Source organism: Bacillus cihuensis (genome assembly GCF_000504145.1).
Taxonomy (GTDB): domain Bacteria; phylum Bacillota; class Bacilli; order Bacillales; family DSM-1321; genus Peribacillus; species Peribacillus huizhouensis.
Map to the genome: position 1 here is coordinate 90,905 of NZ_KI632501.1, position 15,165 is coordinate 106,069.

Below are 15,165 nucleotides of genomic sequence, written 5' to 3' on the forward strand. Positions count from 1 at the left end.
ATGTATGTTACACTAATATTGGTGTGATTGGCGTGTCGGAACCTTAAAAAACTAAATTAGGAGGGGAGAAAATGAAGAAAAAAACTTTATTGACTTTAATATTTTCACTTCTTTTTGTTACGGTGGTGTCCCCCGAAGTAATAGCAGCACAACCAGTAGAAGGTTTTGATCCGGCTGACGGAATGTATGTGAAAGCAGATACCGAGCACTACTGGAAAGGTCGCTATTCTGACGGTCGGGTCTTCTCTGAGTACATTGCGAATGTATTGGCTGGTAATTATAATAAGTTGACAAATTATGCTGTTGGCGGAGCTTTTACTGGTGTCATGAAAGGTACTAAGGGCGAAGCAGATGAATGTTCCAATTGGTCTTCTTGGTTGAAAGGCTGGGGTGGCGTACAACAAACCGAAAGTTTCCTTGCAGATATGAATGGGCAAGCAGATCCCAAAGCTCTCTATATTATCAGCGTCGGAGGAAATGATGCTTATGCGGTCGAAGATCTAGGGGCTGAACGTGCGGCAAAACTTTCTAGTGACTTTGCACTTAAAATGGTCCAGAATCTTGTAGAAGGTGGCGCCAAATATATCTTGCTGCCGAACCGTTTTGTGGACAAGCGTACTGATTTGACAAGTTTTGATGACATGAGAAACCAACAGGTTGTCCAAAAGATTGAAGATTATCTTGCTTTGGATACCATTCCTGACGATGTAGAGGTTATCTACGGGCACAATCAGCAATTGCGTTCCAATATTGAGAAACAGGGTTTTGAAAAATTCGGATATAAAAGCATGGGCTTTTATTTGATTTCCGACTGGGCTCCAGCCTATGGTTACGCCTTAGCCTCTGAAGACAACAGTGATATCTTTCCTACTACCGATGCAGAAGACATCTATGGCGGTTATGGCATTTACTCAACCGACAGCAAATATTATGAGCCCGAAGCCGCTGGTTGGGAACCTGACGATTTCTACACTTATGACGAATACCATCTATCCAGCAGAAGTCACAAACACCTGGCTACTTACCTTTTAAACTCTGATATTACAACAAATGATGGTGTTTTCAAAAAGGTCTATAACGGTAAAGTTAGTAATTTTGCTAAAGCGATTGCCGATGATATCATTCCGTCGAAATACACTAGGGTCTACACCTTCGGCGACAGTAGTATTGATACCGGTCGGGGGTTAGAAGTTACCACCAAGCTGGTAAAAAAACGGGGTAAACCGAAAAAATAGTCATACATAGTAAAACCAGGTGACAATCTCTGGACCATCTCAAAAGGGAATTACTATGGGGAACAAACCAATACGCAAATTGCGCGAGAGATCCGGGCTATATATAAAACCAATCGGGATCAGATTTAGAATCCAAACCTAATATATCCAAATCAAACTATTAAATTGCCAACGATAAGTGGTTCCATGAACAGATGAATTAAGTAAAAACCATAAGTAAAAAAGCCGACCCACTTTAAAAGAATAGAATGTATACTTCATACAAGTCTAGTTAACATAAAGTTTCTTATAGGAAATAACAAAAGGATCTTCATAAATGGAGATTCTTTTTATTTTGATTTTTAATCATTAGTTCAAAATCAGTTTAAGAGAATTGGTGAATTTTTGGTATAATTGAAAATTATAGGGAATTACACTTTTGTTTTTAGGGAGATGATTTTTTGAAAATAAAGTCTATAGTACTTATTTTCTTAAGTGTGCTTTTTTTGGTTGGAGGTTGCTCTACAAATGAAACAGTTGAAAGTAAGTTGACTTTGCCTGAAGATATACCCGAATTTGTTCAAAAAAATGATATTGAAAAGGTAGATTGGGATAGAACAGTTACCGAATTTGAAGCAGGTACACGAAGTGATTTTGTTGGTAACAAAAATAAACTTGGAATTATAGGACCAGAATTAAAACCTAATGAAGTCGAAAAGTGGTTGTGGCATTTTTGGGGGATTGATAAAGGTGAGCTTACAGTTGTGGGTTACAATCAAGATACTTCAAAAATAACTCCCGTTTTAAGTGACGGCACTTGGTCGAGGGATGGTGTTGGTGGTGGCAAGATTGAAGGGGCAGATGCAAGTATGCCATCGAATGTCGTCTTACCAGAATCAGGGAAATGGGCATTGTTAGTTTATATTGATGGCAAATTATTTGATATATTGGTTAACGAAATTAATGAATAAATAAGCATGTTTTAGTATTCTTCTTTCGTTAACGGGTGCTTTCGTTTAATAACGATCCTCAACAAAACCAGCCAATAGTTGTCAATATTTTTAAATAAAAATATTAAAAATATCATGTTATACTAAATTTGTGCATACCAAATAACCGTCCAAATACTATATTTGGAAAGTTCTGGACCGATTAGTTAAAATGTTAAATCAAGCTAAATCTAGGAAAGAAGTTTTGTTTTTTAAAAGTGCATAAATCCAATGTAAAAGTTTATTTGCACAAGCTATCACAGCTACTCTAAAAGGTTTTCCTTCTTCCCGTTTTTTATCATAAAACGCTCGTAATCTCTTATTACGAGGAAGGATTTCATCCGTTGTTTTCTGTTTGCGACAGTCACGAATAGCACATTTAACAGCCATATACAAAGCTTGCCGTAGTCTGCTAGAGCCTCTTTTGGTAATTCGATTGTAAGTACCTTTGAATGTGCCAGATTCAAAGACACTTGGATCAAGACCGGCAAATGCGACTAGTTTCTTAGGATGATTAAACCTTTCAATTTCCCCAATTTCAGAAATAATCGTGGCTGCGATTTTTTCACCGATACCGGGAATTGATCGGATAATCTTAGATTCTTCAATACCTTTTACTAAAGCATCTATCTCCTTTTCAATCATGGATAGATGTTTTTTGTATTCAAAGAGCATATTAATAAACATATCTAAGCTCAGGGCAAGACTAGAGTATAAAGCCTTCTGAAAAGGGTTTTGAGTTGCGGCAGTCATTAGCTTTTCAGCCTGTTTGTTTGCCCATTGTAGTGAACGAGTATTACAGAATTCTTTTATTTTTGTTGTTAATGTTTCAGTATCGCTTTTCAAGACATCTTCTGAAGTAGGAAATGCTTGTAATGTTTTTAAAGAAACGTCCGAATATAAATCTCCAAAAACCTTACTATATTCAGGAAAAACTTGATCCAAAACGGCCTGAAATTGTAATTTGGTTTGTACAAACATGCCTGTAATATTATCGTGCTGTCTTGTAAGGTGACGTAAGTTCATAAGTTGGATACCACGCTTTTTATAAGGCTCTAAATCCTCTTTATAATACAGCTCGCAGAGGTGATTGGCATCAATGATATCTGTTTTTACCTTTCGCAAACTAGAACTTTTTGCTTTATAGGAGATGAGTGGATTTACGATAATGATTAAATAGCCTTTGTCCTCAAAATATTGAACAACCGGTGTGTGATAATGACCCGTTGATTCCATTACGAGAGGGGGACGTTCTCCTGAAATATCTTCTATCTCTTTAATAAACTCTAATAAACTAGCTAACCCATCAAGATCATGTTTTACTTTGAAACTTTTCTTGTAGGGCTTCTTTCTTTCCAAGTATGCTTGAATTTGACTTTCACCTTTTGCCACATCCAGACCAACGACTGGATTCATTAAAATTCCTCCTTCAAAAATATAATTGCCGGTAACCCCTGAATCCTCCTCATAGTGTCATAGCTTCGCTTGTTATACGAGATCATTGTCCCAACCAGCCTCAAACATGTTTCTACAAGTAGGGGGCGAACTGTTTTGCGGACGGGGTCTTAGCCCCACGGGCGCGAACGTTCTACCTCGGCTACCGTTATCATATATCGATATAAAAAATGGTCAACCAGAAATAATTTCTGGCTGACCTTATAATACGATCGGGCGCGATTGTTGAGCAACATAGATAGGAAATAATCAAACTTTCATATAAAAGAGTCAGTCAATTGAAAATATATACTGCCTCATCAATTACGTCACAGCTGTGCTACACATATGATTAATAACGGTGCACTACTTGAAGTGATTCAGAGCTTACTTGGTCATAAGAAGAGTGAGACCACAAAAATATATGCCCAGTTAAGTGGCAAATTGAGACACGATTTTTATAGTAAATATTTTTAAAAGGTATATAAATTAAACTATAATCGAAATCTAGGCGCGCATATAAAAAGGCGTGTCTTTTTGTTATCGTAGCATTTAAATTAATAAAAGGTTTACTAATTAGAGGGGTGCTTTCATTGGAGACAGAAATAAGATTTAGGATGGCTACTGAAAAAGATTTACAAAGTATTGTTGCAATGCTTGCAGATGATGTTTTGGGAAGTAAACGTGAGCTTTATGAGCATCCACTCCCTAATAGTTACATAAAAGCATTTGAGGCTATTAAATCTGACCCTAATAACGAGTTAATAGTGGCTTGTGACGGCAATGAAGTGATTGGGGTACAACAAATTACTTTTACACCTTATATAACACATCAAGGTGGATGGAGAGCTACTATCGAAGGAGTGAGAACATCAGCTTCTGTAAGAGGTAAGGGTGTAGGTACTGAACTTATAAAATGGGCAATTCAACGTGCAGAAGAACGTGGTTGTCATTTAGTACAACTGACAACTGATAAAAAAAGACCAGATGCATTAAGGTTTTATGAACGGTTAGGTTTTAAAGCAACGCATGAGGGTTTAAAGCTAAAGCTTTAATAACTTTTTATTAAACTATCGGGGGTTTTTCTGTAACAAGGAACAGCGTTTATTTTCATTAAAGGGCGCGATTGTGGAGGAACACAGGTAGAAAATGATAAAACACTGATACTTAAATCTACTGGATAACAATCTATTTTGAACAATCTTTTTTCAAAATAGATTCTTTTTACTTATCATAAAATGTAGTTGTTTACGAGGCAATATCAAACTTTATTTTAAAGCTACAGTTGAGAAAGCTTGCAAATCATTAAAATATGCAAGCTGTTTTTAATTAACAGTTAGTGTAAAATTAAGATAAGAAATAGGATGACGTATAGAGGTGAAATTAGATGTTTGAACAAATAAATAGGAAAAAGGCGAGCTTAGATGCCTTACGACCATTACCAAAATATACGTTAAAGAGTTTACGTGAAAAGCTATTGCTTGAATGGACATATAATACCAATGCTATTGAGGGTAATACTTTAACAATGAACGAAACAAAGGTCGTGTTAGAAGGGATTACTGTCGGTGGTAAAACGATGCGAGAGCATTTAGAAGTCATCAATCATCGAGACGCGATTGCGTACGTTGAAGAAATTGTGCAAAAAGGCGAGCCTTTAACAGAATGGCAAATAAAAAATCTCCATCGACTAGTTTTAAAAGGTATTGATGATGATTACGCAGGTGTGTATCGTGACCAACAAGTGTTTATTGCTGGGGCAAAGCATACACCTCCAGCCTCTTATTTAATCAAGGAACAAATGGAACAGTTGATTAAGTGGTATGACATTGAGGCGCAAAAGTTAAATCCAGTGGAGCGAGGAGCTATGTTACATGCAATTTTCGTTGGTATCCATCCGTTCATTGATGGAAACGGGCGTACATCTCGACTTCTTTTAAATTTAGAATTGATGAAAGCAGGTTTTCCTGCAGTTGTTATTAAAGTTGAAAACCGATTAGCTTATTATGAAGCATTAGATAAATCTCATACAAAAAAGGATTATCGTGATTTCATACAGTTGATCGCAAAAGAAGTAGAAGATTCACTAAATCTTTATTTAAGTGCTATTACTTAAGAAAATTTTGGGATTTGGATTAAGAAGCACCACTAAAATAATATACTCTATAGAGTAGCTAAAAAAAGAGTCTGCCCTATAGGGTACTTTTTATATTACAGAAATTTTTTACCATTTAACCAATATCGCCTCTATAATTTTTTATGGATAGTTGAATGTCATCCATGGGGTACCGTCAGGAAAATGTGGATTTACAACGCTAAGGAAGTTTCAACTCATAAAAAAAGCCAATTTCCTGATTGAAAAACAACTAAAAGTGGAAGCATTCATCAATCGAATGCTTCCACTACTTTATCAAATTCTACGCCTCTCATTGCTACTGAATCAAAGCCAAATGCTCTTATAACAGTTGCAATCAACCCATCTTCGTTCGTTAATGAAATGCCCGTTCTAATTCAGTTTATGCTGGCTAACATTCTGTTATAGTGGTTAAGCCTGGTTAAGTTCTACTTCCAAAGTATGATAAATAATCTTAGCAAGTAATGCCCCTTAAATAGAGTGAGGTTAAAAGATGTTGGAAAAAGGGAGAATTTCCGCGTTCCAAATGGGAATCATGATGTATCCTACGGTCATAGCTACCGCTATAATTGCTCTTCCTAGTACAATGGGTAAATACGCTAAGAACGATTTATGGCCTTCACCGATATGGGCTTCCTTCGTCGGCTTTTTAACGGTATATATAGTGATTAAATTAAATGCGTTTTATCCTAAACAGTCGCTAGTTCAGTACAGTGAACATATAGTTGGTCAAATTATAGGGAAAATATTAGGATTTATTTTCGTGTTTTATATTATGCATTCTACCGGTCAGGAAGTTAGAATTTATTGTGGGGCCTTTTCTTCCCAAAACGCCGATTAGTTTGGTTTCAGCATCGATGGTACTCCTCTGTGCCTTTGCCGTACGTGGAGGGGTAGAGGTAGTCGGGAGAGTTTCTCAATTGCTTTTCCTATTTTTTTAATACCTTCTACTATCGCTATTATATTATTGGTTCCCGAATTTGAAATCAAAAATATATTCCCAATAATGGAAGATGGGATTATTCCTTCAATTAAGGGCGCATTCATACCACAGGGATGGTTTGGAATATTTTTTTTAATCTCTTTCTATCTTCCTTTCTTGACTGACATAGAGAAAGGGAGTAAATGGAGCATGATTTCAGTATTTTTTGTGATGCTTACAATAGTTGCTGTTAATTTTTTGATTCTTTTTTTGTTAGGAGAGAATGTAAGTAGTTACGGATATCCTGCTTTGATTGTTGGAAGATATGTCAGCTTGTACGTTTTGTTGAGAATGTGGAGTCAATTACCATGGCTGTATGGATATTAGGGACGTTTATCAAAACTTCGGTATTTTATTATGCTTCGGTACTGAGTACCGCCCAATGGCTCAACCTTTCTGACTACCGTCCTATCGTATTTCCGATTGGCATTCTTATCGTGATATTTAGTTTCTGGGGCTTCCCCAGCGTAATGTCACTTAGTCGCTATGATATTTTTGCATATTTTTATTATCTGTCTATCCAAACACTTATTCCTCTAATACTACTTCTGATTGCTGTCTCACGAAAAAAAATCAACAAAAAAAACCAAAAGACAATATAAAGGGATCTTCGATTGAAGATCCCCCAGCTTGTTTAATAGGGTAAAATAGGCTTTTCTTAATCCAAGTAATATATAATAATTGTCCTTTTTTCCTTTATGCTACAAGTTTTAATCCTACGGCTGCAACTAAAACTATAACTATCAAGACCAACCTTCTCCAATCTTTTGACTCTCCATATAAAAGCATTCCCAATATTGCTCCACCAGACGCACCAATTCCCGTCCATATTGCATAAGCTGTCCCCATAGGAAGTGTTTCCAGTGCATAGGATAGAAATATAAAGCTTGCTCCAAATCCAAGAACTAATAGAACTAGGGACTTCCAATTACGGTCCTTATGAAGTTTATTTATCATAGCAACACCAAACATTTCAAATAATCCTGCTAAGATTAAAGACATCCACGCCATTAGGAATCATTCCCTTCCTGAACTTTATCCTTTGTAACTAATTTCAAGCCAATTACTCCGGCTAGTAACAGTAAAATCAAAAGTATTTTACTCATTTTGAATGGTTCTCCAAAGAGTATTATTTCAGAAATAACGGTGCCTGCTGTACCCAATCCTACAAAAACTGCATAGACAGTTCCTACGGGAAGTTTTCGTCCCGCCATAATCATTACATAGAAACTGATAATGATGGATATAACTGTTCCAGCCCAAGTCAAAAAGTCGTCTGCGTGTTTCAATCCAATAACCCAAAATACTTCAAATAGAGCCGCAACAAATACTTTAATCCAATTTGCGTTCATCTAGATGACACCTCCCAATTTTATTCTTACCAAAACACAAAAAAAGCCTAGGGAAAACTATTAAACAGTTATCTCCCAGTCTTTTATCCTTCCGTGACACAGCAAAGCTATGAGTTTTCTCTCGGACCAGACCAACATTAGAGCTGCGGAACCCTAGAAAACATTTCTCTTATGGGTTCTGGTGCAAAAATAATTCGCTAGAACCATAGAACAGCAATATCCTATTAACCTTGAGATTAAGCAGCTAACTTAAATAACTTATGAATGGCTTCAACCTCATTTTGGGCATATTTCACCCTTTGGTGAAGTTGCCTTTTTTATCATATGTATAGCTTCGATACCCCTCAAAATCAAGGTAGCTGTACGAAATGATTTCAATCCTAACATGGAACGAACTCTCTTCTTTATAAAACGGTGGTCCTGTTCCACGATATTGTTGAGATATTTACGTTGCCTTAGCTGTATGCCTTCAGGCATACGTTTCTCTTCTTTTAATGTTTGAATCGCCACTGGATAAGCCGGATTTTTATCCACCGTAATGACGCGAGGTTGAGGCACATGGGAAGGAGCCAAGGCTTTCTTGAAAAAGTGCTTAGCTGATTTCGCATCTCTAGTTTTGCTTAGGTAAAAATCAATCGTGTTCCCTTCAGAATCTACTGCACGATATAAATACATCCACTGTCCTTTTACTTTTATGTAAGTTTCGTCCACCCTCCAGGAGTCATTGGTTCTCCTTAAATATGGACGAATGCGTTTATCAAGTTCTGGTCCATATTGATGAACCCAGCGCATAATCGTAGTATGTGCTATGCATATTCCACGCTCTTCCATCATCTCTACGAGATTACGAAGACTCAGACTATACCGGAGGTACCAGCGTACTACATGTAAGATATAGATTGATAACATCAGTATGTCCAAGCTTCCTAGATTTTTTGCACCAGAACCCACTCAAAAGAGGTTCAACTATTAGCGAGGGTATTCCCACATGATAGGTCAGAGGATCCCGAGAGACCCCCTTGATTAATTACTTACCAATATAAACCGCAAGTTTTTGTTTCAAAATGGATTCTTATCTAGTAGTTTTAAGTTTCAGTTATATATAAAAGTGTAATCTTTTTCTACCTGTCCCAAGGATTTTAAATTTTGCTTCTATATTCACAATTAATTTTCAATTAAAGTTGTGGTTTTCACCTCATAAGTCTTTTGAAATAAGTTCAGATAGTCTTCTTGTGTCAAATCCCTTGAATTCGCCTGAGTACACAAATGTTTAAAGGCTCCTTCCGCTAGGAAAGCGAAGTCTTCGGGATTTACATTGCCTAAATCTCGGAAGCTAGGAATGCCGATTTTATTTGCCAGTTCTTTTAACAGCACAACACCTTCATACGCCGTTTCTTCAACTGTTTTTCCTTCAGGATTTGCTCCAAGCTTGATTGCTACCATGGCGTGCTTTTCTGGATTTGAAGGAATATTAAATTCAAATACATGTGGGAGAAAAATAGAATTCGCCACTCCATGTGGAGTATCATAGAGCCCCCCAAGTGGTTCGGCCATTGCATGTACAGCCCCAAGATCGGTGTTATCAAAGGCGATACCTGCAACTAAACTGCCCAAAAGCATATTTTTCCTAGCCTCTAAATCATGACCATTTTCTACTGCTAATGGAAGGTACTTAGCTATTAATTCAATGGCATATAGTCCTAAAGCATCTGAAAGTGGTTCAGCAACTTTGCAAGTATAAGCTTCGATTGCATGTGTGAGTGCATCCATTCCTGTAGCAGCTGTAATAGATTTAGGCAATGTTAACGTCAATTCAGGATCGACAAGGGCCAGTTTAGGAGCGATTTTCAAATCTAGTATTGCCTCCTTCTGTTTCGTCACGGTATCGGTAATGACAGAACCTCTTGTAACTTCACTACCGGTACCTGAAGTTGTCGGAATACAAATTAGTGGAGGGATTTCTCTTTCTAGTAAATTTACGCCGTAACGTTCTCTAAGCTCCCCTCCATGTGTTAAAAGTGTTCCAATTGCTTTGGCTGTATCCATTGAACTTCCGCCGCCGAGACCAATTAAAAGATCGATGTTCTCGTTTTTAAACTGTTGATAAGCACTCTCACAATCTACATCTTTTGGATTAGGTGATATTTCATCATAAACAATATAATGGACACCTTCTTGAGCTAATGACTGTGTGATTTTTTCCAAAATTCCTGTTTGTGCAAGTCCTTTGTCGGTAATAATAAGGGCTTTATTTCCACCTAATTCTTTAGCCCTTTTACCAATATTCTTTACTTTTCCATTCCCAAACTCTATAGCGGTAGGCAGATTAAAATGAAAATCCCATAACATAATAAATTTCCTCCTTTGTTTTTTGAATACTTTAAATTTAACAATGATATTTTCTCTATTTAATTAATTGCTAAACCATTCAGTTGGCTTAACCTCTAAATTAATATTGATTTGTTTTACCTCAGTAAACGTATCCAAACCAAAGGTTCCTAACCCGCGGCCAATCCCACTCTGCTTGTAGCCTCCCCACGGTGCTTCATTATAGGCAAGGTTATAAGCATTAACATAGGTAATTCCGGCTCTTACTTTTTTAATAACCCTCAAAGCTTTGGCGCCATCTTGCGAAAAAACACCTGCTGCAAGCCCGTATGAAGTATCATTTGCCAGCTGGATTGCTTCCGCCTCATCTTTAAACTTTTGAACGACAAGGACTGGTCCAAAAATTTCTTCCTGAACAATTCTCATGTCAGGTTGGGTGTCAACAAATATTGTTGGCTCAATGAAATAACCATTTTCAAGCCCGTTGCTTGTGATACGGTTGCCCCCGCAAGCTAATGTAGCCCCTTCGTCTAAGCCAATTTGAATATATTCAAGGATGTTCTTCATATGGTCTTCACTTACAAGCGGACCCATCTCTGTAGACGAATCATTCCCAAGCCCAACCTGAATCTTTTTCGCTCTTTCTACCAATCTAGCAATGAACTTATCATGAATGCTCTCTTCTAATAGTAAACGGGATCCTGCATTACAAACTTGGCCGGCATTGGTAAAAATCCCATTCAATGCATAATCGATGGCTGTCTCAAAATCTGCGTCAGCGAAAACAATATTTGGCGACTTGCCGCCTAGTTCGAGTGAAATATTTTTAATATTTCCTGTTGCTGAATTCATGATACTTCTACCTGTTGCTGTACTACCTGTAAAAGAAATCAGATCCACCTTTTGACTTTCCGCTATTTCATTTCCTACTGTTGAACCACCTCCCAAAACTAGGTTTGCAACACCAGCTGGTATCCCCACTTCTTCCATGATCTCAAATAATTTGTAAGTGGTGACCGGAGTGATTTCAGCAGGTTTAAATACAAGCGTATTTCCCGCAGCAAGCGCAGGGGCTATTTTCCAAGCTCCCGTCAACAATGGAAAATTCCATGCAGCGATAAGTCCGCATACGCCGACAGGTTCCCGAATAACCATGGCTTGCACAGGATCGGCAACAGAATACGTTTGACCATTTGGCTTTGTCACTAACCCAGCATAGTATCGAAAGCAATCCACCGTATCAGCAATATCAAACTCAGATTCTTTAAGGGGTTTCCCCGTATTCTCTGTTTCAAGTTTGCTAAGCTCGGCTGCCAATTCTTCAATCTTATCCGCTATTTTAAATAAGTAGGATGCACGTTCAGATGCCGGTAAGTCTGACCAAATTCCGGAGTCAAAAGCTGTTCGTGCTGCATTAATCGCCATTTGGGCTTCTTCTCTACTTCCCTTCGGAGCCTCGGCCATGATTTTACCGTTTGCGGGATTCACAGCATGACTCTTCTCTCCGCTTAACGAATCCATCCATTCACCATTAATAAACATTTTCAACTTCAACATTTTGACAAACCTCCAATATGTTATTTTTATTTTACCTTACCTGTTGAGGGATAACCTCTCGATCAATGTCTTGGACATTTTCTGGAATCATTTCTTTATCAAAATGAAACTCAGGAAGTGGTTTGCGGAACCCTTTCGTCATATAGACAAGATAAATCAAGCCGCATGCCATCCAAATGCCCCCGAGAATCAACGAGTCCATTTCTAAATGTGACCATAACCACATCGTAAAAGCTGCGCCAATGAGTGGTAATATTAGGTACCGAATGCAATCCATAAAAGAACGCTTGTGATTTCTGATAAAATAATGGGCGATAACAGACAGATTTACAGATGTAAAGGCAATTAACGCTCCAAAATTGATAAACTTAATAACTTGTTCTAGGGTTATTAGAATTGCGAGTAAAGAAACTGCGCCAATCATAATGATCCCAAGTAACGGTGTATTAAATTTAGGATGAATGTATCCAAATATTTTTTTTGGCAATACGGAGTCTCGTCCCATCACATATAACACTCGCGAAGCGCTTGTGATTGAAGCGATTCCAGAAGAGAAATTACCAATAATCACCGCTGTAATGAAAATGGATTTAAATAAATTTCCTCCTACAAGCACTGCTATTTCAAGGGATGCAGAATCAGCATTTTTGAATGAAATGCCTGGATTCACCAATTGTGCTAAGTAAGAAGAGCCAATATACAAAACTCCGATAAACAATAGCATGATAATAATCGCTCTTGGAATCGTTTTTTCGGGATTGATTGTTTCCTCAGATAAAGTCGTGAGTGAGTCAAAACCAAGAAAACTAAAACAAAGAATGGTAGCACCTGCCAAGATAGCGGACAAGGAAACATCTGCATCAAACAATGGCTTAATTGAGAAAAGACTACCCGTCCCTACTCCTTCTGATAAACTTTTAAAGGTTAATAACCAGAAAAGACAAACAAAAATGACTTGAGCTATAACAAAAATTTTACTAGTTATTGCTGATATCTCCACACCTAGTATACTCGGAAAGACTATGCTCGCAGTCAACACAATTACAAACACATAATGCGGAATTCCAGGAAATACCGAACTTAAAAAAACAGTCGACATCAAGCAGGTAACCATAGGTGTTAAAATATAATCAAGCATAATCGTCCAACCGACCATGAACCCAACCTCAGAATTAATAGATTTTTGCGTAAAGGTATAGGCTGAACCTGAGATCGGGTATGCTTTCGCCATCTTGCCATAGCTGAGAGCAGTAAAAAGGATTGCTAGAAAAGCAATAATGTATGCAGTCGTAATGACACCTTTTGAGGTAACGGCAGCAATTCCATAGGTATTAAAAAACACCATGGGGTTATTCCATGCAACCCCTAAAAAAACAACCTGTGACAATGTAAGCGTTCTTGCAAGCGCTTTCTGTTTCATATCTCAACTCCCTCCATGTTATTAAATTTAATTCTTTGACGATTTAGTATATTTCGTATTTTTATTTTAAACCTTGTTGTTACACAAAGGTCAATAGGTGTATTATATTTTTAAGGGCGTGATTTCACTGAAAGTAAAGGAAGAATTATCCATTGGCGAAATGGCGAGGTTACGAGGGGTAACGACGGAGACCCTACGCCACTACGATCGGATTGACCTATTCAAGCCGCAATATGTCGATCCTAATTCGGGGTATCGCTACTATTCTATTTTTCAATATGAAGTTTTAGGGACCATTAAAGAGTTACGGCAACTTGGGATGAGTACGGACGAAATAAAGGATTATTTTAATGAACGTAATTTTAATAAGTCCTTGGATATACTGAAAGACAAGCATACGGAACTTGTGTCAAAACTGAGCGAGTTACATGACTTAGAGGAAAATATTCGGGGGAAAATTGAATACTTAGAGCATGTAGAGAAAGAAAAAGAACTTCAAACGGTGATGTTCCGTAAAATAGGAAGAAGGAAGTTAATTACCTTAAATGAAAAAATCAATAATAATTTGGAACTGAGTTATGGTGTTATAAGGTTAGAGAATATGCTTTCTGAGATGACACCGATTCTGGCCAGTAATAGACTGGGTATTATTATCTCAGAAGCCGATCTTAAAGCGAAACGTTTTGAGGAACCATCTGTTATTTTTGTAGTGGCAAAAAATAAAGAAAAAATAACAAAACAGTTCCAAAAGACAGTTCCGGCCGGGTTATTTGCGTGTATTCGTTATAATGGGGAATTATTGTGGAATCGAAGCGAAAGTTTGAGTAAGATCTTGGAATATATCGATGAAACTGGATATCGCATAACCGGCGATGCGCTGCAAATTATGCACGTCGATATTACAATTACAGATAAACCAAATGAGATTACATTCGAAATTCAAGTTCCGGTTCAAATTTAGGGACGGGGGCACAGGAAGCACGTCCCACTTTGATGAAGTGACGGGAAGATGGAACCGCCCCTTGAACCTCATTGAAGTTTTAAAAGGATCTATGTTCATGGGTTGGAATGATCTCAGATAACAATGAAAGTGCTGAAAAAATCCGGAAAAACAAGAAAAGGTAATAAAAAATTACGTGCAGTACTCTTGAAACAGCACATTCAGCAGCCAGGACAAAAAACACGGTTCTGGTGCAAAAATAATTCGCTAGAACCATAGAACAGCAATATCCTATTAACCTTGAGATTAAGCAGCTAACTTAAATAACTTATGAATGGCTTCAACCTCATTTTGGGCATAGTTCACCCTTTGGTGAAGTTGCCCTTTTTTTATCATATGCATAGCTTCGATACCCCTCAAAATCAAGGTAGCTGTACGAAATGATTTCAATCCTAACATGGAACGAACTCTCTTCTTTATAAAACGGTGGTCCTGTTCCATGATATTGTTGAGATATTTACGTTGCCTTAGCTGTATGCCCTCAGGCATACGTTTCTCTTCTTTTAATGTTTGAATCGCCACTGGATAAGCCGGATTTTTATCCACCGTAATGACGCGAGGTTGAGGCACATGGGAAGAAGCCAAGGCTTTCTTGAAAAAGTGCTTAGCTGATTTCGCATCTCTAGTTTTGCTTAGGTAAAAATCAATCGTGTTCCCTTCAGAATCTACTGCACGATATAAATACATCCGCTGTCCTTTTACTTTTTTGTAAATTTCGTCCATCCTCCAGGGGTCATTGGTTCTCCTTAAATATG

At 37.6% G+C, this 15,165-nt stretch carries 13 protein-coding genes, 3 pseudogenes and 1 riboswitch; of the genes and pseudogenes, 8 read left to right on the forward strand and 8 right to left on the reverse strand.

Translation table 11 applies throughout. The annotated features are described in order from the left end of the window. Window positions 1–71: 71 nt before the first annotated feature. Both V179_RS0126255 and V179_RS0126260 read left to right on the forward strand, forming a co-directional pair. A complete protein-coding gene (locus V179_RS0126255; protein WP_028394081.1) occupies window positions 72–1,235 on the forward strand; it encodes an SGNH/GDSL hydrolase family protein in 1,164 nt (387 codons plus the stop codon). Between the two features lie 440 nt (window positions 1,236–1,675). Then, entirely contained in the window at window positions 1,676–2,185 is a 510-nt protein-coding gene (locus V179_RS0126260) for a DUF4871 domain-containing protein (RefSeq protein ID WP_051405160.1), read from the forward strand. A 198-nt stretch (window positions 2,186–2,383) separates the two neighbouring features. Here V179_RS0126260 and V179_RS0126265 read toward each other — a convergent pair whose 3' ends face one another. Continuing rightward, window positions 2,384–3,619 (reverse strand): IS110 family RNA-guided transposase, encoded by a 1,236-nt coding sequence (locus tag V179_RS0126265; protein WP_028390866.1) that lies wholly within the window; start codon window positions 3,617–3,619, stop codon window positions 2,384–2,386. Between the two features lie 321 nt (window positions 3,620–3,940). On the opposite strand from V179_RS0126265, the pseudogene V179_RS30405 reads away from it, so the two are divergent. The 5 genes and pseudogenes from V179_RS30405 to V179_RS32120 all read left to right on the forward strand — a co-directional run. Beyond that, window positions 3,941–4,114 (forward strand): annotated as a pseudogene (locus V179_RS30405) (tyrosine-type recombinase/integrase); the annotation flags it as partial. Window positions 4,115–4,230: 116 nt separating this feature from the next. Further along, window positions 4,231–4,692 carry a GNAT family N-acetyltransferase gene (locus V179_RS0126270; RefSeq protein ID WP_028394083.1) on the forward strand — a complete coding sequence of 154 codons (462 nt, stop codon included), beginning with the start codon at window positions 4,231–4,233 and terminating at the stop codon, window positions 4,690–4,692. A 332-nt stretch (window positions 4,693–5,024) separates the two neighbouring features. After that, a complete protein-coding gene (locus tag V179_RS0126275) occupies window positions 5,025–5,753 on the forward strand; it encodes a Fic family protein (protein WP_028394084.1) in 729 nt (242 codons plus the stop codon). A 556-nt stretch (window positions 5,754–6,309) separates the two neighbouring features. Further along, a pseudogene (locus V179_RS28915) lies at window positions 6,310–7,080 on the forward strand (GerAB/ArcD/ProY family transporter). Further along, the gene (locus tag V179_RS32120) at window positions 7,062–7,355 is read left to right on the forward strand and encodes a hypothetical protein (protein WP_028394086.1); all 294 of its coding nucleotides are present in this window, start codon (window positions 7,062–7,064) and stop codon (window positions 7,353–7,355) included. The pseudogene V179_RS28915 and the gene V179_RS32120 overlap by 19 nt, the downstream one beginning before the upstream one ends. Before the next feature lie 94 nt (window positions 7,356–7,449). Here the strand turns inward: V179_RS32120 and V179_RS0126295 are convergent, their stop codons facing one another. The 6 genes and pseudogenes from V179_RS0126295 to V179_RS0126320 all read right to left on the reverse strand — a co-directional run bounded on the left by V179_RS0126295 (window position 7,450) and on the right by V179_RS0126320 (window position 13,410). Further along, a complete protein-coding gene (locus tag V179_RS0126295) occupies window positions 7,450–7,764 on the reverse strand; it encodes a DMT family transporter (protein WP_028394087.1) in 315 nt (104 codons plus the stop codon). Beyond that, window positions 7,764–8,105, reverse strand: coding sequence for a DMT family transporter (locus V179_RS0126300; protein ID WP_028394088.1), 342 nt, complete (start codon window positions 8,103–8,105; stop codon window positions 7,764–7,766). Before V179_RS0126300 ends, V179_RS0126295 begins: the two co-directional genes overlap by 1 nt. Window positions 8,106–8,175: 70 nt before the next feature. Continuing rightward, window positions 8,176–8,273, reverse strand: a riboswitch (guanidine-I (ykkC/yxkD leader). Between the two features lie 68 nt (window positions 8,274–8,341). Further along, window positions 8,342–9,014 (reverse strand): annotated as a pseudogene (locus V179_RS28920) (IS6 family transposase). A gap of 255 nt (window positions 9,015–9,269) precedes the next feature. Then, entirely contained in the window at window positions 9,270–10,454 is a 1,185-nt protein-coding gene (locus tag V179_RS0126310; RefSeq protein ID WP_028394089.1) for an iron-containing alcohol dehydrogenase, read from the reverse strand. A 63-nt stretch (window positions 10,455–10,517) separates the two neighbouring features. Further along, window positions 10,518–11,990: an aldehyde dehydrogenase family protein gene (locus V179_RS0126315; protein ID WP_028394090.1), complete on the reverse strand. Its 1,473-nt coding sequence runs from the start codon at window positions 11,988–11,990 to the stop codon at window positions 10,518–10,520. Window positions 11,991–12,021: 31 nt separating this feature from the next. After that, on the reverse strand, window positions 12,022–13,410 hold the full coding sequence (locus V179_RS0126320; RefSeq protein WP_028394091.1) for an APC family permease: 1,389 nt from the start codon (window positions 13,408–13,410) through the stop codon (window positions 12,022–12,024). A 97-nt stretch (window positions 13,411–13,507) separates the two neighbouring features. Here V179_RS0126320 and V179_RS0126325 point away from each other — a divergent pair, with 97 nt between their 5' ends. Further along, entirely contained in the window at window positions 13,508–14,371 is an 864-nt protein-coding gene (locus V179_RS0126325; protein WP_051405161.1) for a MerR family transcriptional regulator, read from the forward strand. Between the two features lie 285 nt (window positions 14,372–14,656). On the opposite strand, the gene V179_RS0126330 is transcribed toward V179_RS0126325, so the two are convergent. Next, window positions 14,657–15,165, reverse strand: a 509-nt coding sequence (locus V179_RS0126330; RefSeq protein WP_028394093.1) for an IS6 family transposase, incomplete at its 5' end; no start/stop codon positions are given.